25 protein-coding genes are annotated in these 23,497 nt (G+C 73.0%); 9 read left to right on the forward strand and 16 right to left on the reverse strand.

The genetic code is table 11. The features are described from left to right. Positions 1–174 precede the first annotated feature (174 nt). Complete coding sequence (locus tag ACZ60B_RS13425) at positions 175–735, forward strand: hypothetical protein (RefSeq protein WP_469386293.1); 561 nt, start codon at positions 175–177, stop codon at positions 733–735. 95 nt (positions 736–830) lie between these two features. Here ACZ60B_RS13425 and ACZ60B_RS13430 read toward each other — a convergent pair whose 3' ends face one another. Next, positions 831–1,445, reverse strand: a complete 615-nt coding sequence (locus tag ACZ60B_RS13430) for a hypothetical protein (RefSeq protein ID WP_469386295.1) — start codon at positions 1,443–1,445, stop codon at positions 831–833. Positions 1,446–1,762: 317 nt separating this feature from the next. On the opposite strand from ACZ60B_RS13430, the gene ACZ60B_RS13435 reads away from it, so the two are divergent. Further along, entirely contained in the window at positions 1,763–2,968 is a 1,206-nt protein-coding gene (locus tag ACZ60B_RS13435; protein WP_469386297.1) for a helix-turn-helix domain-containing protein, read from the forward strand. An 80-nt stretch (positions 2,969–3,048) separates the two neighbouring features. On the opposite strand, the gene ACZ60B_RS13440 is transcribed toward ACZ60B_RS13435, so the two are convergent. Next, positions 3,049–3,441 carry a hypothetical protein gene (locus tag ACZ60B_RS13440; protein WP_469386299.1) on the reverse strand — a complete coding sequence of 131 codons (393 nt, stop codon included), beginning with the start codon at positions 3,439–3,441 and terminating at the stop codon, positions 3,049–3,051. 354 nt (positions 3,442–3,795) lie between these two features. Here ACZ60B_RS13440 and sigJ point away from each other — a divergent pair, with 354 nt between their 5' ends. Then, on the forward strand, positions 3,796–4,728 hold the full coding sequence (gene sigJ, locus ACZ60B_RS13445; RefSeq protein WP_469386301.1) for an RNA polymerase sigma factor SigJ: 933 nt from the start codon (positions 3,796–3,798) through the stop codon (positions 4,726–4,728). A gap of 73 nt (positions 4,729–4,801) precedes the next feature. Here the strand turns inward: sigJ and ACZ60B_RS13450 are convergent, their stop codons facing one another. Together ACZ60B_RS13450 and ACZ60B_RS13455 are read right to left on the reverse strand one after the other, a co-directional pair. After that, positions 4,802–5,002 (reverse strand): DUF5999 family protein, encoded by a 201-nt coding sequence (locus ACZ60B_RS13450; protein ID WP_469386303.1) that lies wholly within the window; start codon positions 5,000–5,002, stop codon positions 4,802–4,804. A 142-nt stretch (positions 5,003–5,144) separates the two neighbouring features. Beyond that, entirely contained in the window at positions 5,145–6,737 is a 1,593-nt protein-coding gene (locus ACZ60B_RS13455) for a cytochrome P450 (RefSeq protein ID WP_469386305.1), read from the reverse strand. A 106-nt stretch (positions 6,738–6,843) separates the two neighbouring features. Between ACZ60B_RS13455 and ACZ60B_RS13460 the strand changes: the two genes are divergently transcribed. Then, positions 6,844–7,449, forward strand: a complete 606-nt coding sequence (locus ACZ60B_RS13460; RefSeq protein ID WP_469386307.1) for a TetR/AcrR family transcriptional regulator — start codon at positions 6,844–6,846, stop codon at positions 7,447–7,449. Positions 7,450–7,620: 171 nt separating this feature from the next. After that, entirely contained in the window at positions 7,621–8,346 is a 726-nt protein-coding gene (locus ACZ60B_RS13465) for a DUF2470 domain-containing protein (RefSeq protein ID WP_469386309.1), read from the forward strand. Here the strand turns inward: ACZ60B_RS13465 and ACZ60B_RS13470 are convergent. The 3 genes from ACZ60B_RS13470 to ACZ60B_RS13480 all read right to left on the reverse strand — a co-directional run bounded on the left by ACZ60B_RS13470 (position 8,314) and on the right by ACZ60B_RS13480 (position 12,175). Next, on the reverse strand, positions 8,314–9,576 hold the full coding sequence (locus ACZ60B_RS13470) for a lactonase family protein (protein WP_469386311.1): 1,263 nt from the start codon (positions 9,574–9,576) through the stop codon (positions 8,314–8,316). The two genes, ACZ60B_RS13465 and ACZ60B_RS13470, sit on opposite strands and share 33 nt — an antisense overlap. 123 nt (positions 9,577–9,699) lie before the next feature. Continuing rightward, positions 9,700–10,779 carry a hypothetical protein gene (locus tag ACZ60B_RS13475; RefSeq protein WP_469386313.1) on the reverse strand — a complete coding sequence of 360 codons (1,080 nt, stop codon included), beginning with the start codon at positions 10,777–10,779 and terminating at the stop codon, positions 9,700–9,702. Between the two features lie 202 nt (positions 10,780–10,981). After that, on the reverse strand, positions 10,982–12,175 hold the full coding sequence (locus ACZ60B_RS13480; protein ID WP_469386315.1) for an FUSC family protein: 1,194 nt from the start codon (positions 12,173–12,175) through the stop codon (positions 10,982–10,984). Between the two features lie 118 nt (positions 12,176–12,293). On the opposite strand from ACZ60B_RS13480, the gene ACZ60B_RS13485 reads away from it, so the two are divergent. Then, the gene (locus ACZ60B_RS13485) at positions 12,294–12,890 is read left to right on the forward strand and encodes a TIGR03086 family metal-binding protein (protein WP_469386317.1); all 597 of its coding nucleotides are present in this window, start codon (positions 12,294–12,296) and stop codon (positions 12,888–12,890) included. Positions 12,891–12,910: 20 nt separating this feature from the next. On the opposite strand, the gene ACZ60B_RS13490 is transcribed toward ACZ60B_RS13485, so the two are convergent. Beyond that, a complete protein-coding gene (locus ACZ60B_RS13490; protein ID WP_469386319.1) occupies positions 12,911–13,405 on the reverse strand; it encodes an FBP domain-containing protein in 495 nt (164 codons plus the stop codon). Between the two features lie 304 nt (positions 13,406–13,709). Here ACZ60B_RS13490 and ACZ60B_RS13495 point away from each other — a divergent pair, with 304 nt between their 5' ends. Continuing rightward, a complete protein-coding gene (locus ACZ60B_RS13495; RefSeq protein ID WP_469386321.1) occupies positions 13,710–15,002 on the forward strand; it encodes an ROK family protein in 1,293 nt (430 codons plus the stop codon). A gap of 18 nt (positions 15,003–15,020) precedes the next feature. Here the strand turns inward: ACZ60B_RS13495 and ACZ60B_RS13500 are convergent, their stop codons facing one another. The 3 genes from ACZ60B_RS13500 to ACZ60B_RS13510 form a co-directional block, all read right to left on the reverse strand. Further along, positions 15,021–16,049, reverse strand: coding sequence for an NAD-dependent epimerase/dehydratase family protein (locus tag ACZ60B_RS13500; RefSeq protein ID WP_469386323.1), 1,029 nt, complete (start codon positions 16,047–16,049; stop codon positions 15,021–15,023). A 149-nt stretch (positions 16,050–16,198) separates the two neighbouring features. Beyond that, positions 16,199–17,161 carry an SDR family NAD(P)-dependent oxidoreductase gene (locus tag ACZ60B_RS13505; RefSeq protein WP_469386325.1) on the reverse strand — a complete coding sequence of 321 codons (963 nt, stop codon included), beginning with the start codon at positions 17,159–17,161 and terminating at the stop codon, positions 16,199–16,201. 275 nt (positions 17,162–17,436) lie between these two features. After that, positions 17,437–18,537: a PHP domain-containing protein gene (locus ACZ60B_RS13510; protein WP_469386327.1), complete on the reverse strand. Its 1,101-nt coding sequence runs from the start codon at positions 18,535–18,537 to the stop codon at positions 17,437–17,439. Positions 18,538–18,673: 136 nt separating this feature from the next. On the opposite strand from ACZ60B_RS13510, the gene ACZ60B_RS13515 reads away from it, so the two are divergent. After that, positions 18,674–18,922, forward strand: coding sequence for a hypothetical protein (locus ACZ60B_RS13515; protein ID WP_469386329.1), 249 nt, complete (start codon positions 18,674–18,676; stop codon positions 18,920–18,922). A 147-nt stretch (positions 18,923–19,069) separates the two neighbouring features. Here the strand turns inward: ACZ60B_RS13515 and ACZ60B_RS13520 are convergent, their stop codons facing one another. Beyond that, positions 19,070–19,522 (reverse strand): VanZ family protein, encoded by a 453-nt coding sequence (locus ACZ60B_RS13520; protein WP_469386651.1) that lies wholly within the window; start codon positions 19,520–19,522, stop codon positions 19,070–19,072. Between the two features lie 430 nt (positions 19,523–19,952). Beyond that, positions 19,953–20,615, reverse strand: coding sequence for a DUF4230 domain-containing protein (locus ACZ60B_RS13525; RefSeq protein ID WP_469386331.1), 663 nt, complete (start codon positions 20,613–20,615; stop codon positions 19,953–19,955). 274 nt (positions 20,616–20,889) lie between these two features. On the opposite strand from ACZ60B_RS13525, the gene ACZ60B_RS13530 reads away from it, so the two are divergent. Beyond that, positions 20,890–21,873, forward strand: a complete 984-nt coding sequence (locus ACZ60B_RS13530) for a ribose-phosphate diphosphokinase (RefSeq protein WP_469386333.1) — start codon at positions 20,890–20,892, stop codon at positions 21,871–21,873. A 12-nt stretch (positions 21,874–21,885) separates the two neighbouring features. On the opposite strand, the gene ACZ60B_RS13535 is transcribed toward ACZ60B_RS13530, so the two are convergent. The 3 genes from ACZ60B_RS13535 to ACZ60B_RS13545 all read right to left on the reverse strand — a co-directional run bounded on the left by ACZ60B_RS13535 (position 21,886) and on the right by ACZ60B_RS13545 (position 23,440). Further along, positions 21,886–22,263 carry an anti-sigma factor antagonist gene (locus tag ACZ60B_RS13535; protein ID WP_450665384.1) on the reverse strand — a complete coding sequence of 126 codons (378 nt, stop codon included), beginning with the start codon at positions 22,261–22,263 and terminating at the stop codon, positions 21,886–21,888. A gap of 254 nt (positions 22,264–22,517) precedes the next feature. After that, a complete protein-coding gene (locus ACZ60B_RS13540; RefSeq protein WP_469386335.1) occupies positions 22,518–23,081 on the reverse strand; it encodes a TetR/AcrR family transcriptional regulator in 564 nt (187 codons plus the stop codon). Then, complete coding sequence (locus ACZ60B_RS13545) at positions 23,078–23,440, reverse strand: DUF1304 domain-containing protein (RefSeq protein WP_469386338.1); 363 nt, start codon at positions 23,438–23,440, stop codon at positions 23,078–23,080. The genes ACZ60B_RS13540 and ACZ60B_RS13545 overlap by 4 nt, the downstream gene beginning before the upstream one ends. Positions 23,441–23,497: the final 57 nt, after the last annotated feature.

Consider the following 23,497-nt stretch of genomic DNA (forward strand, 5'->3'; position numbering starts at 1 on the left):
ACGCCGCACCCACCCCTCGAGCGCGGCTCGTTCCTCGTCCGACAGCGTCAACTCGGCCTTCGGCCGCCCCATCCGTGCCATAGGGCAAGCCTATATATCTGAATGGAATTCCCGACTCGGAACACTAGGTGGAGTTGAGTGCGGTCGGGCGGCGGTGCTCTAGTGTGTGGCGCCGTGACAGCGCAGATACCTGACGAGGTGCTCTTCGAGGGACGTTGGTTCGCGTTGACCGCGGTCGACGGTGGTGGCCTCTTCGACCCGGCTGGGCACGGTCTCGAGGCGGGGCCGGGTGGTACTGCCTGCTACCGCGGGCACATCTGCCGGTACACCACTACCGGGCAGCAACTGACGTTGCGGGATCTCGAACTCGGCTCGGAGCATGAACCGGTCCCGCTGTGCGGTGTTCGTCCACAACAGGAGGCGGAGTCCCTGGGATGGCGCTACCGTCGACTGGATCTTCCGATGTCTTTCACCGGACGTCTGCTCATCGGGAGTGGTGACGTCGCCGACTCCCCGTACCTGAACATGGGGTTCTGGCCGGCCTGGATGTACCGCGACGTCCACGAACTCACTTTGCGGGACGGTCTCCTGATCACCGCCACCGACCACTCTTCGGAACTCGCCGCAGTGCGGTCGGAGGCAACGGCAGGGCCGGTTGCGGGGGAGCCCACCGGAGAATGGATCTCTCGCACGTTCTCCCTGTCCTACGACTACAGCTGGCCGGGCCGCTCCTGACACCTCTGCCTCGGGACGGTCTCTGACCCTTTCTCTTCCGCCCGGTCCGGGGACCCCAACCCCCGGACCGGGCAGCCCGGTTCATCGTTTTCGGCTCAGCCCGCCCAGCGAGGGTTGAGGGCGATGGACTGGAGCCGGTCGAGGGTGAGCGGGGGCTCCGGCCGGGTGACGGGGCCGCTTTCGGCGGCGGCGTTGACCTCCTGGATGACGACCCGGCGGCCGTCGGGGTGGAGGGTGTCGACCAGCCAGACCACGGCGGAGCCGCCCTTCTCGGATGCCCGCTTGGCGCGCATGACCAGGGTGCCGTCGGCCAGGGTCAGCGCCTGGCACTCGAGGTACTGGCCCTCGCAGTGCATGTGCCCGGCGGCGACGTCGCCCATGTCGAGCTGGGCGTTCACGCCGATCAGGCTCTTGCCGCGGCCGTCGTCCCAGACCAGCTGGGCGTAGCCGTCCTGGTTGAACTCATCGCTGATCTTCCCACCCTTGGGGAGCAGGGACTTCAGCACCCTGGCCATCTGGTGGCCGGTCAGCACCGTCCCGTCCGAGGCGGAGAGCGTGGTGGACGAAGCCGTGTGGGCGGGCTTGCCGGTGACGGTCTGCCCGGCGGCGGAGGCCTGGGCTGCCGCGCCGAGTCCGAGGCCCAGGGCGAGACCGGCGGTGATGGCTGCGATACGGCGGACGCGGCGGCGTCCGATGGTGTTGCCGTGCATGTGTGTTCCTCGTTCCGGGTCGGTGTACGTCGTCACACGGGCCTGCCGGACGCGCCGTCGTGGGTGCGCTCGGGCATGGGTGTCCCCGGGGACGTGAGTGCCGTGGATGCCGCTGTGGTGAACCTGCCGGCCGATGGGGCCGTACTGCTCGGGGCGACACCAAGAGCATCGGCGGCTGCGGCGGCGTATGACAACCGTCGACGTCCGATCCGCAACAGTGGAACCGTCTCAGGGCTGTTGACGTGCAGAGATATGGGGTGCCTGGGATGCCGTTCCGGAATGGGGCGGCCTTGTACGAGCGGAGGTGGGCACGGGTCGTGGCGGCAGCTGACGACGAGGTGACGGGGTTCGCGGAGCTGCTGACGGTCCTGAAGGACCGTACGGATCGCAGTTACGCGGATCTCGCCCGGTGCCTGAACATGAACGTCTCCACGCTGTACCGCTATTGCGCGGGGGACGCGGTGCCACGGGAGTTCGCCGTGGTGGAACGTTTCGCTGCGCTGTGCGGGGCCTCGGACCGGGAGCGTGTGGAGTTGCACCGGCGGTGGATCCTGGCCGGCGCGCAGCGTCGGCGGTCCCGCCCGGGCGCGACCCGGGGCGTGGCCGCTTCCCTCGCACGGTCTCTGCCGGACGAGTTGCCCGTGCGACCCGCTCCGGTAGCGCCGGAAGTGACGTCCGGGAGGACCGGGGTGCGGCCTTCTCGTGTCCTGTGGCGAAGGCGCTCGGTCGTGGTGTGCGTGGTTCTGGGCGCCGTGTTCGGGCTGACCGCCGCGGGGCTGTCGGCGTTCTCGGCGATCCCCGCGTTCTCGGACCGGAGTTCGTCCGGCGGCGGGGCACTGCCGCGGCACCGTCCGTCGGCGTCGCCCACCGGAGCCACGGTACGGCCGTCCGCCCCGGCCGCACCGTTCACCTGGACGGTGAACTCCCATGTGTGGGAGGACGACTGCGGCCACGACTACATCATCGGCAAGCCTCCGGCGCAGGTCCCGCCGCCACCGTCCGCCGAGGACGCCGAGGCGTGGGCGAACGCCCAGGACGCGGTGCACGGCCGGGAGACGATCGTGCAGGTGGCGGTGCAGGGGCGTACCTCCTCTGCCGTCGTACTGGAGGCCCTGCACGTGCGCGTCGTGCGCCGCGCCGCGCCGCCGGCCGGTGGGGTCTACGTCTACGACACGTCCCCGGGCTGCGGCGGGGGCATCACGCCCAGGTCGTTCGAGGTGAGTCTCGACGCGCAGGATCCCGTCGCCCGGGCGATGCCCGGGAGCAGGGGGGACGTGACCGTGCCGGCGCGGCGGTTCCCGTACCGGGTCTCCGTGCAGGACCCGGAGGTGCTGCGGGTCACGGCAGGGACCGGGTCCTGCGCCTGTGAGTGGTACCTCGACCTCGACTGGTCCTCTCAGGGGCGCGTCGGCACGATACGGATCGACGACCACGGCCGCCCCTTCCGCACCACCGCGATCACGGGCCTGCCGCGCTACGGGTACGCCGGTTCGCCCCGGCACTGGATCCCGGAACTTCCGTAGGACCGGCCCCTCGCCAAGGGCGTGACATCGGCGGACCGGGGACCGTGGCGCACCGTCGGAGTCGGCGCGTCAGGCGGACGTCACTCCGGCGTCGCGTCTGCGCAGCTCTCCGAGACTTCCACCACCTCGAAGACCACCGGGAACTTGGAGATCCGCTGGTTCGGGCCAGGCTGGGAGCCGCAGATCTTCCACTCGGTGGGGTCGTCCACCGCACGGCCCTGTCCGCTCGCGTCCTTGAAGACCATGTCGAGTTCGGAGCTCATCTGCTCGAATGCCCGCCCGGCGTTGCCGCCGATGACATCGGGCATGACGGCGGCGATGGGTTCGGGTTCTGCCGGACGACGCGTCCCGGCGGCCACCGAGCTGTTCGTGGAGCTCGCCGAGGCGTCCGGCACGGATGATGCTTCGCAGGCAGTGAGCGACGCCAGGAGAGCGGCGGCGAGGACGGGCCTCAGATACTTGGCGACGGGCATGTCATGTTCCCCCGGTATGACGGCAGTTCCGAACCGAATTCGATGCGCGTGGTCAATTCCGCCACCGGCCCGTCGCGAACCAGAACACCGCCGGCCCCAGGGCGATCCAGAACGCGCACTGTCCTACCGCATAGCCCCATTGGTACGCCGTCATCTGCTCGGCCCCTCCCCGTCTGCAGGGGTGACCCTACCGTGGCGGCGCGACACCACTTCGGCGGGTGCGGCCATCGACGTGCGGCACAGAGGAGTTCCCGAACCGACGCCGCGGTCGGCTCTCGTCATCGAGGGGGTGGCGCAGGGCGTCGGGTAGCGTCTTCACGGCGCGTCGGCCGTGGTGTTCGAGCCGTTGGGGCAATGGGGGGACATGCAGTGAGCGACACGGAACTGCTCGCACAGCGTTTCGAGGAGCACCGGGGGCATCTGAAGGCTGTCGCCTACCGGATGCTCGGCTCGCTCGCCGAGGCCGAGGACGCGGTCCAGGAGACCTGGCTGAAGCTCGCCCGGACCGAGACGGAGGAGATCCGCAACCTCGGTGGCTGGCTGACCACCGTCATCGGGCGCGTCTGTCTGGACCTGCTGCGGTCGCGTGCCGCGCGCCGCGAGCAACTGACCGAGACCGGGGGCACCTTCGACGCCCTCGACACCTTCGTCCCCGACCCCGTGGTCGGCCCGGCGACCCGGATCGACCCGGAGGCGGAGGTGCTCCAGGCCGACTCGGTGGGCCTCGCGCTCCTCGTCGTGCTGGAGACCCTGGAGCCCGCCGAGCGGCTCGCGTTCGTCCTGCACGACATGTTCGCGGTGCCCTTCGACGACATCGCGCGGATCGTCGACCGCAGCCCGGCCGCGACCCGGCAGCTGGCCAGCCGGGCCCGGCGCCGGGTGAAGGACGTCGCGCCGCCTGCCGAGCCCGATCGCGGACGCCAGCGCGAGGTGCTGGAGGCCTTCCTCGCCGCCTCCCGGGCCGGTGACCTGGAGGGGCTGGTCGCCGTCCTGCATCCGGACGTGGTGCTGCGGGTCGACTCGGGCGCGCTGGTGCGCGGCGCCGCCGCGTCCAAGGTGGTGCGCGGGGCCCGGCGGGTGGCCGAACAGGCGGCGATGTTCTCCCGGTTCGCGGACGTCACCCGGCTGGTGTCGGTCAACGGCTCGCTGGGGCTCGCCGCCCTGCCCGACGGGCAGCCGCAGTCGGTCGCCGCCGTGACCGTCGTCGACGGCCTGATCACCGGCATGTACCTCCTGGCCGACCCGGAACGCCTCGCCCATCTCGGCCTCGACACCCTGGCGGACTGAACGACCTGGCGGACTGAACGACGGCCCGGACGCCTGGGCCGGCCACGGCGGCCCCGAGGGCCGGCCGGGCGGCTCAGGCGGCGACGGTGAGCGGGCCGAGGGCGCGGCACGGGCCGACGACCCGCCCGTCGGGCAGCAGTTCACCGGTGTCGTCGAAGACGATGGTGCCGTTGCACAGCAGGCTCCAGCCCTGCTCGGGACGGGCCGACACGGTCACGGCGGTGCGGTGCTGCGGGCTGTCCGCGCTGGGACAGGGGGGCTGGTGGCTGCACATGACGTCTCTCCTCGATCCGCTGGCTCCTGCCTCGGCCGACTCCTCCCCCCTTGGTAGCCGACGTTGTTTTCCGTTGGATGAGGAGTCCCCCACAGGACCGGAAACACCGCGGTGAGATTTCGGCGGCGGCCCGACGCCGGGCTCAGTCGGCCGCCCGGTGGGCGGGGGCGCGGCGTTCGAGGTGCAGCCGCAGGCCTTCCGGCATCAGCGTGAGCCGCTCGGTCACCCGCAACCGGTAGTCGGGGTCGGGCCGCAGGTCGTAGCGGCGCAGCAGCAGGCCGAGCACCAGCGTGGCCTCGTGCAGCGCGAACTGGCGGCCGATGCAGGCCCGGGCGCCGGTCCCGAACGGCTTGAAGGTGTGCGGGGCGCGGGCCCGTACCGCCTGGGCGTCGAAGCGGTCCGGGTCGAAGCGCTCGGCGTCCGGCCCCCACACCTCGGGGTCGCGGTGCAGCATCGGCGTGAGCACCAGCGCCCACGCGCCCCGCCGCATCGGATGCGTCCCGCCCAGTACGGTGTCCTGCCGGGCCTCGCGGGCGAAGGCGGGCGCCGTCGGCCACAGCCGCAGCGACTCGTCCAGCACCCGGCGCACATAGCGCAGCCGGGCCACCTGTTCGTACCCCGGCACGGCGGCGTCGCCCCACACGCGGTCCACCTCGGCGCGGGCGCGGGCCGCGATCTCGGGGTGCCGGGAGAGGTAGTGCAGGGCGAAGGAGAGCGCGCCCGAGGTGGTCTCGTGGCCCGCGACCAGGAACGTGACGACCTGGCGGCGTACGTTCTGCGCGGACAGCCGCTCCCCGGTCTCCGGGTGCGCGGTGCGCAGCATCCGGTCGAGCAGGTCACCGCCGCCGTCGCCGTCGTCGCCCTCGGTGTGCGCCGCGCGCCGGGCCCGTACGAGGTCGTCGACCGTGCGGTTGAGGTAGGCGATGTCGGCGGCGTTGCGCCGGGCCGCCCGGCGCAGCAGCAGCGGGGTCAGCGGCGCGGGCACGGTGTTGAGCCGCTGGGCGTGGCTGAGCGTGCCCACCATGGCGGTGACGAAGGGGTGCGGCCGGGAACGTTCGAAGGAGTCGAAGTCGTGCCCGAAGCCGGTGCGCGCGATGGTCTCCAGGGTCAGCCGGGTCATGTCGCCGGGCACGTCCACCGCCCGGCCCGCCGTCAGCGCGCGGTCCCAGTGGTCGGTGAGCCGGGCGGCCACGTCCAGCATCATCGGGTGGTAGGCCGCCATGGCCTCCCGGCTGAAGCCCGGGGCCAGCACGTCGTGCGCCAGCTGCCAGTTGGGCTCGTGGTTGTACGCGGTGAACAGCGCGTCCCCGACGACCGGCCGAAGGTTGGCTATCCCCAGCCCGACGTGCTTGGCGAAGCGGGTCTCGTCCGCCATGTCGGCCGCGAGCCCGGCCCCCCACACGAAGACGAACTCGTGGCCGAACACCCGGCGCCGGAAGATCGGCCCCAGCTGTCGGGCGAACCGCATCGAGTCCTGCACGGGGGTGCGCCGGCTCGCGCCGACGAGGTCGCCGAGCAGGGGCAGCCGGTGCGGTGGATGAGGGACGCGGCGCAGCTCGGGCCAGCCCTGCTCGGCGCCGCGGAAACCCCTCGGCAGCGCGCCGCCGGGAGGCGTGGTCGTGCCCAGCGGTTGCGGCCCCGCCGACTCGGCCGGCCCTCCCGACCCGGCCGCCTTCGCCGGTCCCGCCGTCGCCGCCGGTCCGGTTGTCTCCGCCGTCTCCGCCGTCTCCGCCATGACGTGATCTCCCTCGATCAGCGGCGCGTAGCTCGTGTTGTACGTGGGTTCAATAACGGTTCCAGTCTGGTCCCGCTGTTGAACCGACGTCAAGTAAAGTGCGGCCATGGCCGCGAACCAGGGGCAGCGCGCACGCCGTCGGCTCAGCACCGAGGAGCGCAGGGAGCAGCTTCTGTCGGTCGGCGCGCGGCTGTTCTCGGAGAGCCCGTACGACGACGTGTGGATCGAGCAGGTCGCGGAGATCGCGGGAGTGTCCCGGGGGCTGCTCTACCACTACTTCCCGACCAAGCGGGACTTCTTCGCGGCGGTCGTGGAGCGCGAGAGCGGGCGGATGCTGCGGATGACCGCCGCCGTGCCCGGCGTCCCGGTGCGCGAGCAGCTCACCGCGGGCCTCGACGCGTACCTGGAGTACGTCCACTCCCACGCTCACGGATACCGGGCCTTCCATCGCGCGGACGCGGCCGGAGACCAGGCCGTGCGCAGGGTCTACCGGCGGGCCCTGGCCGCCCAGGAGCGCCAGATCCTGGCGGCCCTCGCCGCCGACCCGGAGTTCGGGCCGGTCTTCGAGGAGCGCCCCGACGTACGGCTCGCGGTGCGCGGCTGGCTCGCGTTCACCACCGCCGTCTGCCTGGAGTGGCTGCGGGGGGAGGGGGTGTCGCGGGAGCAGGTGCGGGAGCTGTGCGCGCGGGCGCTCCTGGGGGTCATCTCGTAAGCGGACCTCGTGATCGGGCGTAACCCGACCTCGTGATCGGGCGCAACCGGACCTCGTGATCGGGCGCAACCGGACCTCGTACCGGAGCTCGCGACCGTATGCGTGCCGCGTGGTTGGCGTGCGCCCCGATCTTCGATAAGTTAGGCAAGGCTTACCTAAGGAGGTTTCGGGATGGGTGACAGCCAGACCTGGACGGCCGCGCCTTCCGCGGCGGAGCGGGCGCGTTCGGTGCTCGCCGCCGCGTGGTCGTGCGCGGTGACCGCGGACGGCGGACGCGAGGAGTACGTCGGTGCGCACGCCGTGGACACCGACGGCCGGGTACTCCTGCGCGTGCCCGACGAGAGCGCCCTGCGCACGGCCGCGATCTGCGCGCCCCGCGGCGAGCCGTCCGCCGTCCTGGAGTTCGCCGACGTCGCGCCCGTCCCCGTGCGCAACCGCATCCGCGGCCGGCTCTGGCTGGCCGGCTGGTTCCAGCCCGTGGACGGCCGGCTCCTCTTCCAGGCCACGCGCGTGGTGCTGCGGCAGCAGTCCGGGGCCACGGTCGTCGGCCTCGACGAGTTCGCCGCCGCCGAGCCCGACCCGCTCGCCCCGGCCGAGGCCCATCTGCTGACCCACCTCGCCGACGCCCACCCCGACGCGGTCGAACGGCTCACCCGGCTGGTCCGGCCGGACAGCCTGCACGGCGCCGTACGCGTCCAGCCGCTCGCCGTCGACCGGCACGGACTGACCCTGCGCATCGAACGGGCCCGCACCCACGGCGAGGTGCGGCTGCCCTTCCACGCGCCCGCCGACGACGTCACCCAGCTCACCGAGCGCATGCACGTCCTGCTCGCCCAGGCGAGCGCCGCCGCCTGCCCGCGTTCCCTACAGTGGCAGCGCACAGACCGCGAGGGGTGAGGCGAACGGGTCGCCCGCGAGCCGCAGCCCGCCGCGCTCCGCGTCCACGTGGAAGACGCTGACCGTGCCGGAGCGCTGGTTCGCCGCGAACAGCAGCCCGCCGTCCGGCGAGAACGCGATCTGCCGCGGGAAGTCGCCCGCCACCGGCACCGTGCCGAGCAGCCGCAGTCGCGCGCCGTCCGCCTCCACCGCGTACCGCGCGACGCTGTTGTGGCCCCGGTTGGCGAGGAACGCGTAGGAACCGTTCGCCGTGACCAGGAACTGCGCCGGGTAGTTGGTGCCCTTGCCGCTCCCGGTGGACTGCGGATCGCCGACGGTCAGCCGGCCGGTGGCGGGGTCGTAGTGGCAGACAGCCACCGTGTCGTCGACCTCGTTGGCCAGGTAGGCGTACCGGCCGCCGGGGTGGAAGGCGAGCTGGCGCGGCCCCGCGCCCGGCCGGGTGTGCCCCCGCGCGACCTCGGTGAGCGTGCCGGCCCGGTCGTCCAGACGGTACGTGTAGACGGTGTCGGTGCCGAGGTCGACGGCGAGGATGTGACGGCCGTCGGGGGCGGTGACGATCTGGTGCGCGTGCGGGCCGTGCTGGCCCGGCCCGGGAGCGGGGGAGGAGTGCGTCACCCGGTCCGTGCGCTCGCCCAGCGCCCCGGACGCCTCGACCGGATGCACGCTCACGCTGCCCGAGCCGTAGTCGGCGGTGAGCAGCCAGCGCCCGCCGGGGTGGACCGACACGTGGCAGGGCGACGCGCCGCCGGTGGCGCGGCTGCCCAGCACACGGCCGTCGGACAGCCGTACGGCGGTCACCGCGCCCTGCTCGCGCTCGTTCACCGCGTACAGCGTCCGGCCGTCCGGGTGCGCCGCGAGATACGACGGGTCGGCGACGCCGGTGAGGACGCCCGAGCCGGTGGCGGTGATCAGGCCGGTCGCGGTGTCGTAGGAGGCGAGCCCGATGCCCTTGCCGCCGTCCTCGGGGGAGGTGTAGGTGCCGACGTACAGGGGGCGCGGACCGGTGGAGTCCGGGGATCCGCCCGACGCGTCCGGGCTCGGCCGCCGGGACCCGGACCCGGACCCGGATCCGGACCCGGCCGTCCCGGCTCCGGCCGTCGCGGGCGCCCGCGAGGCCTCCGACGAGGACCCGCAGGCGGCCAGGGCCGTCGCCGCGGCCGCTCCGCCGAGCGCGCCGACGAAACGGCGCCTGCTCCAGCCGCCGCGCGACGCTTCTGCCCCACTGCCCATCTGCGCACCTCAGGTCGTCGGTGGTCCCGGTCGTCACCGCCACCCTGACGCGCGGCGCCCCCGAAGCGCAAAACGACCGGTGGGTGTTGCGCAGGGCGCAACACCCACCGGGATCCGGGCCCGCTACCAGTCGCCGTCCGGCACCGGCTTGCCCGGCGCGTCCTTCAGCGGCTGCACCTGGTGGGGCGACGGCGGCTGCCAGGGCTCGTGGTCGTCACCCAGCCAGTCGCCGACCGGCCGTACGTCCCCGAGGGTGTCCGTGGGGGCGAGGTCCTCGGCCCCCTCGTCGTAGTAGTCGAACCAGGGCAGCCCGGCCCGGGTGTACGCGGCGCGGTCCACGGGCGACGGCGGCGGCTCCTCGCCGGTGATACGACGCCACTCCGGCGGCGTCACCAGGTGCACGAAGACCCGTCCGGCCGGCTCGACCGCCCAGTCCTTCGCGGGCCGGTCGTCCCGGTAGACCTCCTGGCGCATCGAGCCACCGACACCGAGTCCCATGGCGGCCGCGGCGCGGGGCGCCCCGCCGGGCCGCGGCGCGGCGCCGGGCGGTGCGGCCATGGGGGCGGGCGGGAACGCGCCGCCGAGCACGGACGGCGGGCCGCCGTAGGCGCCCCCGGCCGGCCTCGCCGCCCGCATACGCTCCTGCGCCAGGCGGCGCTCCCGCTCGCGCTCACGCCACTCGGCCAGCGCCCGGTCGTTCAGCGGGAACGACTGGAGCTGTACGCCGCCCCACACCTCCTCGCCCGTGACCTGCCCCTCCACCGTCGCGCCCAGACCCAGCGGCACCGCCACGAACTGGCGGACCGTGCCCTTGCCGGAGTTGATGCCGTCCAGCCAGGGCTGACGCGGCAGTACGACGTAGTTCTGCGGCTCGCGGGACAGCCGGCCGCTCCACGGCTTGCCCGAGACCGCGCACACCTTGCCCACGCCCACCTGGAGCGCGGCCGGTTCCGTCGTCCCCGAGAAGCTCAGCCACATCGCCTCGCGCAGGTGGACCGGCAGCATCACGCCGCCCCGCGCCAGCCACTGCTCGGGGACGGTGTCCGGGTGGTCCGCGACCGCGCGCACCGGGAACTCGCCGAGTCCGGGCGGCAGCGGATGGGTGCCCTTCTCGGGCAGCCGCAGCGTGCGGACGAACCGCACCGCCACCCCGCCCGGCAGCCGCAGTGTGTTCCCGTCGATCCGTACGGTGGTGTCCCTCATCCGCACCCTCCCCCTCGCACATGCACCGGCTCGTACTCGTACTCGCCTGTGCTCGTACTCGCCTGTGCTCGTACTCGCCTGTGCTCGTACTCGCCTGTGCTCGTACTCGCCTGTGCTCGTACTCGCCTGTGCTCGTACTCGCGACCGTCGTGACAGAGAACGTCCGACGAGCACCGCGCGGTTCCGCCCCCTCCGGACCGGCTCACGCGCGCAGCCGGGCCACCCAGGACAGCCGCGTGTGCTGTCGCCGTGCGCAGCGGTCCAGTTCCTCCATCAGCCGGCGCGAGCGGTGCTCGGTGTCCAGCTCGTCGATGATGCGGGTCGCCTCGGTCAGCACCGCACCGAACAGCTGCCACTGCCGGGCGTCGCGCTGGACCTCCTCCAGCAGCAGCCGGGACAGCTTGTCCCGGGTGGTCGCCGCCTGCCGCAGCGTGGCGGCGAGCCGCTCCTCGGCCGACTCGGCGTTGACGCTCACATGGCTGGTGACCAGGACCGCGAAACTGACCACGGCGTCGGCGACCTCGCACAGCAACTGCTCCACGACCTCGCCCGCCCCGGACGGGAACAGCGGCTCGGACTCACGTTCCTTGGCGAGGTCGGTCAGCGTGCGGGTGATCACCCGCAGTACGACCGTGCAGATCTCCAGGGTGTCCAGCCCGGTGCGCAGCACGATCCGGTGCAGCAGGCCCTCCTGCACCCGCGGGTTGAGCCGCAGACTGTCCTCGGCCTGCCGCAGGTCGGCGTCCACCTGGGCGATGTCGTGGTCGAGCCGGCGTGCCTCGTGCAGCCGCGCCGTCGCGTTCTCCACGGGCGTGTGCCCGGCGGCCTCGTCGCCGACCCGCAGCATCAGCTGACGCACCCGGCGCGCCAGTTCCACGATCGACTCGCCCGCCTCGTCCACCCACACCGGTGGGGCGAGCAGCAGATTGCAGCCGAGCCCGACGACCGCGCCGATCAGCGTCTCCAGGACCCGTGCCCACGCCGTGTTGCCGACCGCGGTGACACCGAGCACCAGCATGGCGCTGATCGCCACCTCGGGCACGAACTCGTCGACCCGCACCAGATGGCCGACGGCCAGCGACGCCACGATGACCAGCGCGAGGCTCCACCAGGTCAGCCCCACCAGGAGGCTGAAGGCGATGGCGACCAGGACACCGGCCACCACGGAGTTCACTCGGCGGATGCTGGTGGTGAGCGTGGAGTACAGGGTGACCTGGACGACCAGCAGCGCGGTCAGCGGGGCCGTCAGGGGCGCGGGCTCCGGACTGAGGTGCAGGGCGATGACGTAGGCGATCGTCGCCGCGGCGGTCGACCGGAACGCCTGGACGACGACGGGGTCCCGGTGGCGCCTCACCAGCCGTCCGAGGGACTCTTTCCACTCATGTGCAACGCGCATCTCTTGGCCTGTTCCCCATCCCGGGACGACTCGAACGTCCCGATCGAGGACCGTGGGTGTCCGCAAGGGTCCCTAGATTGGTTCTCACCAGCCGGAAGGCCACAGGAGGGGTAAGGGCATGACGGAGCTCCGGGGCGTCGAGGTCCTCACGTACGCGCACGACTACCTGCGGGAGGTGGTCGCCGCGGTGCCGGAGGGGGCCTGGGCCGCGCCGACCCCGTGTTCCGCGTGGTCGGCGCGGCAGGTCCTCAACCACGCGCGCGTCGACCAGCAGGTCTACGGCCTCGTCCTGACCGGCGGCGGCCGACCGGACGGCGACCCCTTCCAGCCGGACGACGCGCTCGCCGGGGACCCGGTGGCGGAACTCGACAAGGTGCTGGTCGCGGTCGCCGGCGCGTACGCGCGGCTGCCCGGCGACGCGGATCAGGTGCCCACGCCGCTGGGCCCGCTGCCCCTGGCCGTCGCCGCGGCGGCGGCCGCGATGGACGCGGCCGTGCACGCCTGGGACATCGCGGTCGCGACCGGCCAGAACCGGCCACTTCCCGATGGCCTGGCCGAGGGGATCCGGCCGGCGGCGGACCGTCTGGTGAACCACCTGCGGGACGCCTACCAGGTGTTCGCGCCCGCTCACGAGATCCCCGAGGGCCACACGGCGGCCGAGGCGCTCCTGGCGTTCCTGGGCCGCGACCCGCGTTGGACGCCGCCGGCCGGGTGAGCGGGCCGGCGGCGCGGGGCTCAGACGTCCAGCTTGTCGAGGAACGCGGACAGATTGCCCGTCGTACGGGCGATCTGCTCCTCCTCCGTCAGGCTCTCCTCGAAACGGGAACCGGAGTCGAGCGCCTTCTTGCCGCGGACGTAGAGGGAACAGGCGAGGTCGGTGCACATGTACAGGCCCACCGAGTTCCCCTCGCGGCCCGCGGCCCCCGCCTTGCGCGCGGTCATCAGCGAGACGCCGCCGCCGCGGTGGGTCGTCAGGCAGAGCGAGCACATGCTGCGGTGCAGGATGCCGCGCTGCGAGGACGGGAACCGCAGCGTCACCCCGACGAGCCGCCCGGCCCGCTCGGTGACCAGGTAGCTGCGGTCGGGCGCGCCCGGATCCCGCCAGCCCAGGAAGTCGAGGTCGGCCCAGGGGCGCCGGTCGAGATCCCGGGGCACGGACAACCGCTTGGCCTCGCCCTTCGAACAGTTGACGAAGGACTCGCGGATCTCCGGCTCGGTGAGCGATCTCATGGGGGTGGCCTCCTGGTACGGCGGGGTAGGGCAGGTCCGGCGGGTACGGCGTCGCGTTCCGGTGGTGCCGACACTCCCGGACGCCCGCAAACCTAGGGGCACTAGGTTTTGGTCAAGGGTAAGCAGTGTCCCAGGGGGACGCCAACGGATTTCAAGGGGGACGACTCCGCCCGTCGCTTAGCTCGTTACGTGAATTAAGGGTCATAAGAAGTGCGCCCGGCGAGCTCGCGGCGGTATGTTGCAGGTCGGGCAGGGTGCCGGACCCGTTCCGACGGGTTCCGGGCAGGGTTCGGGAGGGAACCACATGGCGGGGCGGAACGGGCGCACGGTGCGCGACCTCAGGCGGGCCAACCGCACGGTCGTGCTGCAACGGCTTTACTTCGACGGGCCGTTGAGCCGCTTCGAGCTGGGCCCGGTCACCGGCCTGAGCTCCGGCTCGGTCAGCAACGTCGTCTCCGACCTGGTCGCGGACGGCCTGCTGGAGGAGGCCGGCAGCGTCGACTCCGACGGCGGGCGCCCCCGTACCCTGCTGCGCGTCGCGCCCGGCAGCGGTCACATGATCGGTGTCGACGTCGGCGAGACCCGGGTACGCATCGAGCTGTTCGACCTGACCCTCACCGAACTCGCCCGCGCGGAACGCCCCCTGGAGCACCAGCGGTACGAGGTCGAGGTGATCGTCGGGCACATCCGCGACGGCATCGCCGAGGTGCTCGCGGCCGCCGGCATCCCGCCCGAGCGGCTGCTCGGCGTCGGCATCGGCGTGCCCGGCATCGTCGAGCACACCGCCGACCGCGGGGCCGTCGTGCACGGGCAGACCATCGGCTGGGCCGCGGTCCCGCTGGAGGCGCTGCTGCGCGCCGGGACCGAGCTCCCCGACAGCGTGCCGTACTTCATCGACAACGGCGCCAAGACCCTCGGCCAGGCCGAGATGTGGTTCGGCGGCGGACGCGGGGCGCACAACGCCGTGGTCGTCCTCTTCGGCTCCGGCGTCGGGGCCTGCCTCGTCACCGCCGACGTGGAACACGGCCGGGCCGTGGAGTGGGGCCATCTGACCGTACGGGTCAGGGGGCGCCGCTGCCGCTGCGGCGCGCTCGGCTGCCTGGAGGCGTACGCGGGCGCCGAGTCGCTGCTCCAGCGGTGGAGCGAGGCGGGCGGACAGCCGCCACAGGGCGCCGACGAGGAGACCGCGCTGACCGCGATGCTGGCCGCCGCCTACCCCGCCGACGGCGGCGGCACGGCCGACCCCGTCGCCCTCGCCGTCCTGGAGGAGACCGCCGAGTACCTGGGCGCGGGCCTGTCCGACCTGATCAACCTGTTCCAGCCCGAACGCATCCTCATCGGCGGCTGGGCCGGTCTCCAGCTCGGCGCCCGCTTCCTGCCGTCCGTCCGCCGCCACGCCACCGCGTACGCCCTGCGCCATCCCGCCGAGAAGGTCACCGTCGAGCTCGGCAGGCTCGGGCCGGACGCGGTCACCGTCGGCGCGGCGATCCTGCCGCTCGCCGACTTCTTCTCCCGCGGCGGCCGCCGCCCGGAACCCGAACCGGAGGGACCGGCCCCGGCCTGGCGCACGGCCCTCCAGGAGCGCGCCCCGCACTGACGACCCCCGGTACGCCGCTCATCCCGCCCTGCGCCACCACGAGGACCCGGCCTCCCTCTCCTCCTCGCGGCGCAGGCCCAGCAGGAACTCCTCCAGCACCTCCGTCGCCGTGTGCCGCGGGTGCCAGCCCAGCTCGGTGTGCGCCCGCGTGCAGTCCATCATCGGCAGCCGCACGACCGCGTCGAAGAGCTGGGGCGAGGCGGGCAGCAGCCGCAGGCCCCAGGCGGCGGCGACCGCCGTGCGGGCCGCGGTGCGCGGGAGCCGTACCGGACGGGCGCCGAACATCGCGCTCAGCAGCTCCGTGTCGACCGGGGGGTCGGCCGCCAGGTTGAAGGCCCCGTGGACCTGGCGGTGCACCGCCAGCCGGTACGCCTGGGCCGCGTCGTCCGGGTGCAGGACCTGCACCCGCAGTCCCCGTACCTCCGGCAGGAACGGCAGCAGGTCGGGCCGGGGCGGCGGACCGGGCCGCAGACGCCCGCCGGGGACGCGGCGCGGTGTGCGGTCCGGCTCGCGCCGGACGAGGAAGGCGGGCCGCATCCGTACCACCCGGACCTCGGGGTGCTCCCGCTCGAACGTGTCCAGCACCCGCTCCAGGTAGGCCTTCTCCCGGCAGTACGCGGCGCCCGGCCAGCCGTGCGTCGGCCACGACTCGTCCGCCGTCCGTCCCTTCGGCCCCGGGGAGTACGCCCCCACGGACGATCCGTGCACCAGCGTCGGCACGCCCGCCGCGGCGACCGCCTGGAACACCCGGATGCTGCCCAGCACATTGGTGCGCCAGGTCACCGCGGGGTCGTGGGTCGGCCGGAACGCCCAGGCCAGATGGACCACGGCGGCCGCCCCCTCGAACTCCTTCACCGGGTGGGGCCGCTCGGTCGACAGGTCGACCGCGGCCCAGTCCGTCTTCGGCGGCGACCAGTCGGGGAGCCGCCGGGCCAGGCCCAGCACCGCGCCCACCTCCGGATCCTCGGACAGCAGCCGCACCAAGCTCGTACCGACATGACCGGTGGCGCCCGTGACGACCACCCTCCGACCCGGTTCGCTGCTCACCTCGGTCTCCTCCCTGTGGGTGGGGTGGAGCAGCCCGAGTACCCGGTCCGCGCGGACCGCACCCTCACCCGCGACGACGGTCGGCGGTCGGCGAAGGTCACGACGTCCGCGCCCCGCTCGGACCGGCCGGGGAGTTCTCGGCGCGGTGCTCAGCCGGAGAAGGCGTCGACCCCGGTGAGCCCGGCCGACAGCGACCACAGCCGCGCGGCCTGCGCGGGATCGGTGGCCCAGTCCTTCACGCCGTTGGGCTCGCCGCCCTCCACGGCCGGCTCGGCGACGTCGCAGTCCTCCAGGTACAGGCCGCCCAGGCCGTCCAGCCGGGGCGAGGTCGCCGCCCACACCTGGGTCGCCGCACCCTGTTCGGGGGTCTTGAAGCCCTTCGGGTTCAGCACGTTGCCCTCGGCGTCGATCCAGCCGCGCTCGATCATCTCCTCCTGGGGGATGTGCCGCTGGAGCGGGGTGATGATGCCGCCGGGGTGCAGCGAGAAGGCCCGTACGCCCGCGTCCCGGCCCAGCCGGTCCAGCTCCACGGCGAACAGCACGTTCGCCGTCTTGGCCTGTCCGTACGCCTCCCACTTGTCGTAGCCGTGGCGCCAGTGGACGTCGTCCCAGCGCATGCCGGAGAAGTGGTGGGCGCGCGAGGAGACGGAGACGACACGCGCGCCGCCCGCCGCGATCGCCGGCCACAGACGGTTGACCAGGGCGAAGTGCCCCAGGTGGTTGGTGGCGAACTGGGCCTCCCAGCCGGGCCCGACCCGGGTCTCCGGGCAGGCCATGATCCCGGCGTTGTCGATGACGAGGTCCACGGTCCGGCCGGAGGCGAGGAAGCGTTCGGCGAAGCCGCGCACGCTCTCCAGGTCGCCGAGGTCCAGCTCGTCGAGTTCGACGCCGTCCATTCCGGCGAGCGCCTCCCGGGCGGTGTCCGGGCGGCGGGCCGGTACGACCACGTGGGCGCCCGCCTTCGTCAGGGCCCGGGTGGTCTCCAGTCCGAGGCCCGAGTAGCCGCCGGTGACGACGGCGAGCCTGCCGGTGAGGTCGATGCCCTGGAGGACGTCGTCGGCGGTGCTCTCGGCGCCGAAGCCCGAGCCGATCCTGTGCTGTGCGGTGGTCATGCCCCGAACGCTACGAATTCGAGTGCTCTCGAAGTCAAGCGCATTCGGTCGGTGGCGGCGGAGAGCCGACCGGGCGGAGGGCGCTCACGGCCGGACAGTGGAGAGCCCCGACCGGACGGGGGAATCACGGTCGGGGCGGCACAGGGTGGGAGCGGAGGGCGGTCGCCTCGCGGCGAGGGCTCCCCAGGGCTTCAGCCGGACGATCGTCCCTGGGGGCAGAAGGTGAGGCCCGGGCACACTGTCCCCTCCGCGCCCACGGTTGGTTCAACGGGCAATCACCGGTCGCTGTTCCCCGCCCGGCCGCCGCTCGTGGTGATCCGCGTCACTCCGAGCGATGGGTCCTGGGAGGCCGACGCGGGGACCCGGCCGTCCCGGGTCCAGGCCAGCAGTTCGTCCGCGCGCCAGGTGGTCACCACGCGGTCCGCGGGCACCCCGCACTTCTCGGCCCGCGCGCAGCCGAGCGCCTGCCAGTCCAGCTGGCCCGGCGCGTGGGCGTCGGTGTCGACGGCGAACAGCACGCCCGCCGCCACGGCCCGGCGCAGCAGCGGTTCGGGCGGGTCGAGCCGTTCCGGACGGCTGTTGATCTCCACGGCCGTACCGGACTCGGCGCACGCGGCGAACACCTCGTCCGCGTCGAACTCCGACTCCGGCCGGGTTCGTCCGGCGACCAGGCGTCCCGTGCAGTGCCCCAGGACGTCGGCGTGCGGATCGCGTACGGCGACCACCATGCGGCGGGTCATCGACCGGGCGTCCATGCGCAGCTTGGAATGGACGGACACCACGACGACGTCGAGCCGCTCCAGCAGTTCCGGCTCCTGGTCGAGGGTGCCGTCGTCGAGGATGTCGCACTCGATGCCGGTCAGCAGCCGGAACGGCGCCCAGGTCCCGTTGAGCTCCGCCACCACCTCGAGCTGCTCGCGCAGCCGCTCGGGCGACAGTCCGCGGGCCACCGTCAGCCTGGGGGAGTGGTCGGTGAGCGCCGCCCACTCGTGCCTGAGCGCGGCCGCGGTCCGGCCCATCTCCTCGATCGGGCTGCCGCCGTCCGACCAGTCGGAGTGCAGATGGCAGTCCCCGCGCAGCAGGGCCAGCAACTGCTCACCTCCGTCGGCGAGCGGGCCCGCGGCCCCGGTGTCCTCCAGGTTCGACAGATAGCCGGGCACCTGCCCGTCCAGCGCCTCGGCCGCGGCCTTGGCGGTCTTCGGCCCCACGCCCCTGAGCCCCGCCAGCGTCCCGGCCGCGGCCCGCTCGCGCAGCTCCGCCTCGGGCAGTCGCCGCAGCACGCGCGCCGCGGTGCGAAAGGCGCGGACGCGGTACGTCGGTGCCGCGGACCGTTCCAGCAGAAAGGCGATCCGCTCCAGGGCCTGCACGGGCTCCATCACCACCTCCTGGATCCAGGGTTGCCCGGCCGGAGCCGGGCCGCACCACGGCCGGCCACCGGGTCGGTGAACCTGATGGGCCCGACGGGTGACGCGGGCCGCCCGCCACCGCCGGTTGCGATTTAGGCTCGAAGACATGACCGAAGTCGCGTGCCCTCACATCGGCAGTCCGCGGATCATGGTGCTCGGCGTCCAGCCGGGCGACCCGCCGTTTCGCATCGTGGAGATCGACGGCGAGGTGGTCGGTGAGGCGAGGACCGTCACCGACGTCCTCGCGGCGGCGGCCGCGTCCGGCATCGTCATCCACGACCTCGACGACCCGGACGTGGTCCGCTGGGTCGGCGGGGACAAGTTCACCTGGAAGCTGCACTGGGGCCGCACCTGAGGGTCGCGCCGACCGGGCGGTCACCGTCCCGGGGGCCGTGCGCGGCCGGTCGCGCGGGCACCCGCACCCCCGCGGGGGCACGGGTACCGTCGGGCACCGCGTCGGACGGCCGGGCGGAAGGCGCCCGGCCGGGCCTCCGGACAGCCGTTACCGCGACCGCTTGCGGGCGTGTACCGCCCGGCTCAGCCGTCGGCCCAGGAGCAGATAACCCACCAGCGCTCCCGTGGTGTTGAGGATGACGTCGTCGATGTCGAAGGCCCGTCCGGTGATCAGGGCGCCCTGCGCGAACTCCACCAGGAGCATCACGGTCGCGGTCAGCAGCAGTACCCGCAGCAACCCGCGGGTCTGCGGGGCCACGACCGGCACCAGGACACCGAACGGCACCCCGAGCAGCACGTTCCCGCCGATCTGCTTGACCGCGTCACGCAACGCGGGCTGGTCCAGATAGGCCTCGAGGGAGCGGCCCGGATGCAGGTTCGTGTGGGTGAGCGCCACCGACGCGGGCGAGGGTTCGAGGGTGAGCTTGGCCAGCACGACGGCGAACGCCACCATGAACACGAAGGCGCACAGCATCGCCAGGACGCGCAGCGGGAGGGGCAGCGGACGGCGCTCGTCACGGGCCGGCCGCGCCGTGGACCCGCGCTTCGCCTTGACGGCCGCCCTCGCCCGGGCGGCGAACTTCGGTTTCGTGGTGGCTTTCGCTTTCGTGTCGGCTTTCGCTTTGGTCCCGTTCTTCGGTTTCGCGGCGTTCTTCGGTTTCGCCGTGGCCTTGGGCTTCGTGAGCGATCGTAGGGCGGTACGCGGCCTGGAGGCTGCGCGGGCCATAGGTTCCTCCATGCTTCAACTTCCCGACGTTGTAGGGGGGTTACCCGCGATCGCAGGGTCGATGCCGGGCCCGGCCGGGCGCCCGGAGTGCGCCCGCGTGCCGGCTCCGGCGGTCGGGGACGACCGGGTGGGGATCACCTGTCGGCGGTGATGGGTCGGGGACCACCGAGCGGTGGTCCGGTAATCCGGTGGTGCGGACGGTCGGTCAGCTCCCGTACGTGATGTGCACCTCCTTGAAGCCGAGGGAACCCAGCAGCCCTTCGAGCATGTCCGTGGTGTTGGTCTCGGCCCGTGTCGTCAGCCCGCTGTCCTCGGCCGCGTCGCCGATGTGCCGGACCGCCAGTTTCTGCACGGCCTGTTCGCCGTTCGGGTTGTCCGAGAAGAGGTCGCCGAGCCGGTCGAGGAGACCGCGCTGCTTGGAGACGGCGTAGGAACGGTCGGGGTCGAGGGCCGGCTTGCCGAGCTGGGCGTGCGGCAGCCGCAGGGTGGCGGACGTACGGTCGTCGTTCACCGTCACGTCGCCCTTGCCGAGCCCGCCGAGGTCGACGTACGCGTCGACGGTGCCCGCCCCGACGTACAGGGTGCGGCTGCCGTGCAGCGCGTCGGGCAGGTACTTGGCATCCTTCTCCAGGTCCACGACGACCTGGAAGTTGCCGGAGGCGGCGTCGTAACGGCTCATGTCCTGAATGGACTTGAGGAGTGCGGGACCCGAGCGGTCCTGGGTCTCGGTGCCGAACAGGTCCCGCAGCCCCGGTAGTACGGCCAGCCGGATGCCGGCGAACAGCACGACGAGCACCAGCACGAAGGCGGTCAGCACCTTCGCCCAGCCGGGCATGCGCCGGGGGATGCGCCTGATCGATGAGGTCATGTCGACGGTCCTCCTTCCTACTGGCCGGATGCCCGTCAATTCCGCCGTCAGACAGCCCGGTTGGCTGATCCGTTTCGTCCGGCGGCCCCACCGTCGATCCCGCCGGTGACCCCGCCCGTACCCGCGGTCGGCATGCGGACGCCCGGGACGGCGCGGCCGCCGCCTCGCGGCCGGGTCGCTGCTCGTGGAGCATGGGGATCAGGCCCGGTACGACCGGCCCCACGTGAATCGACCCCAGGCGACCAGGGCGACCTGGTCAGGCGAGGAGCGGATCGTGCGAGACATCGCCGTCTTCACCGGCAGTGCCCACCCCGAGCTGGCCTCGGAGCTCTGTGCCCATCTCGGCGTGCCGCTCAGGCCCACCCGGGTGAGCAGGTTCGCGAACGACTGCCTGGAGGTCCAGCTCCAGGCGAACTGCCGGGAGCGGGACGTCTTCCTCGTCCAGCCGCTGGTCCGGCCGGTCCAGGAGCACCTGGTCGAACTGCTGCTGATGTGCGACGCGGCCCGTGGCGCCTCGGCCGGCCGGATCACGGTCGTCATGCCGCACTACTCCTACGCCCGTTCGGACAAGAAGGACGCGCCCCGTATCTCCCTGGGCGGGCGCATGGTCGCGGACCTGATGGTGGCGGCGGGCGCCCGCCGGGTTCTCACCATGGCCCTGCACGCGCCCCAGGTGCACGGCTTCTTCTCGGTCCCGGTCGACCATCTGCACGCCCACCGTGAACTGGCCGCGCACTTCCGCCGGTACGACCTGACGAGCACCACCGTCGTGTCGCCCGACCTGGGCAACGCCAAGGAGGCCGCGGCCTTCGCCCGGCTGATCGGCGCCCGGGTGGCCGCCGGGGCCAAGCAGCGCTACGCGGACGACCGGGTGAGCATCAGCACGGTGATCGGAGATGTCACCGGACGGGACGTCATCGTCCTCGACGACGAGATCGCCAAGGGCAGTACGGTGCTCGAACTCCTGGAGCGGCTGCGGGAGATGGGGCCGCGCAGCATCCGGGTGGCGTGCACGCACGGGCTGTTCGCGGCGGGGGCGCTCAAGCGGCTCAGCGAGCAGCCCGACGTGCTGGAGATCGTGTGCACCAACACGGTTCCGGTGCCGGCCGAGGAGCACACCGACAAGCTGCGGATCCTCTCCATCGCCCCGGCGCTCGCGGAGGCCGTACGCCGTATCCACAACGGCGAGTCCGTCAGCGCCCTGTTCGACGCGCCGCGGACCGAGCCGGCGGCGGGGGACGGCGGGGCGGGGTCATGAGACGGGGTGGGGTCATAAGGTGCCGGAGGTGGCCTCGGGCCGGCCCAGCGCCGCGTCCAGGGTGGGCCGGGGCGGCAGCAGCCGGGACAGGCCGGTGAGCCGCAGGACGCGCAGCGTCGTCGGGTGGGTGCAGACCAGGTGGAGCTGTCCGCCGCGGTCGAGGACCCGGTGCCGGGCCCGGTAGAGCAGGCGCAGCCCCGAGCAGTCGAAGAACTCGATCTCGGCGAGGTCGATCACGACCCGTGGTTCGGGGCCGGAGGTGGCGTGGTCCAGGTGCGGGACGATCTCCGCGGCCGCGGCGATGTCGATCTCGCCGTGGAACTCCAGGACCGTGTGACCCCGGTCCTGGTGGACGCGCAGCTGCCGGGTGAATGGCGCCGGTTCCCGCACGACGACATCGCCTCCAACCCGCTCCGGGGACGGGGACCCCAACTTCCTTCCCCGTCCTGCAAGTTACCCTCCGACGAATGAATTTGAGCATGTTCGATTGACATATGTCTTCGAATTGAGGCCGACTTCTTTCAAGATCTGAGCCAAGGGGGGCGGGCCGGTTCGGGGCGGCGCGCGGCCCCGAGGGCGTGCGGGGCGACAGCGCGGCAGCTCGGCCCGGTGGTGCCCCGCGTCCCGGGCCGGTGGACGTGCGCTCAGCGGCTCGCGTGCAGGGCCACGAGCAACTGCCAGACCTGGTCGGAGATCTCGGCGGCGGACGCCTCCAGCAGCCCGTGCAGCCAGTCGCCCAGCACCCCCGTGAAGGTGGCGGCTACGGCCGAGGCGACCAGGGGCGCGTCGGCCGCCCCCGCGAGTGCGCGCTCGCGCAGGCTGTAGGCCCGCAGGTCGCTGTGCAGCACCCGGCCGAGCGGGCCCGCGCCGCCGGGGCCCAGCAGGGCGCGGTAGAGGGCGGCATGCGGGGTGAGCGAGTCGAAGAACGCGGCGAGCGCGGGTGGCGCGTGCACCGGGTCGGGCCTGCCGCGCCAGGCGTGCAGCGCCTCCACGGCCTCGCGCACGACGTCCGCACAGGCGTCGACGGCGAGCGCCTCGAGGTCGGCGTAGTGCACGTAGAAGGTGGCCCGGCCGACACCGGCCCGGCGGACCAGCGCGGCCACCCCGACCTCCGCGAGCGGCCGTTCGGCGCACTCGGCGAGCAGGGCCGCCCGCAGCCGGGCCCGGGTGCGGGCGGCCCGCGGGTCCTCGGAGGCGGTGCGGTTCACCGGGCGACCAGCACGGCGGCCAGGGCGAGCGCACCGGGCAGCGCCTGCGCGAACAGGATGCGGCGGTTCGCCGTCGCGGCGCCGTACCCGCCCGCGACCACCACGCAGCACAGGAAGAAGATCTGGGCCTGCCGGCCGGTCGGGTCGTCGGCGAGCAGGCCCCAAACCAGGCCGGCGGCGAGAAAGCCGTTGTAGAGCCCCTGGTTGGCGGCGAGCGGGGCGGTCGCCCGCGCCAGCTCCGGCGCGAAGCCGTGCAGCGCCCGGCCGGGCTTCTTCTGCCACAGGAACATCTCCAGCACCAGGATGTACCCGTGCAGCACGGCCACCAGGCCGACCAGCACGTTCGCGACGGCTTCCATGTCTTCTCCTTCTTGGACAGGCGTCCACTGTACATGGACACTTGTCCAAGAAGATGA

It is taken from the genome of Streptomyces sp. NPDC104096 (assembly GCF_055584385.1).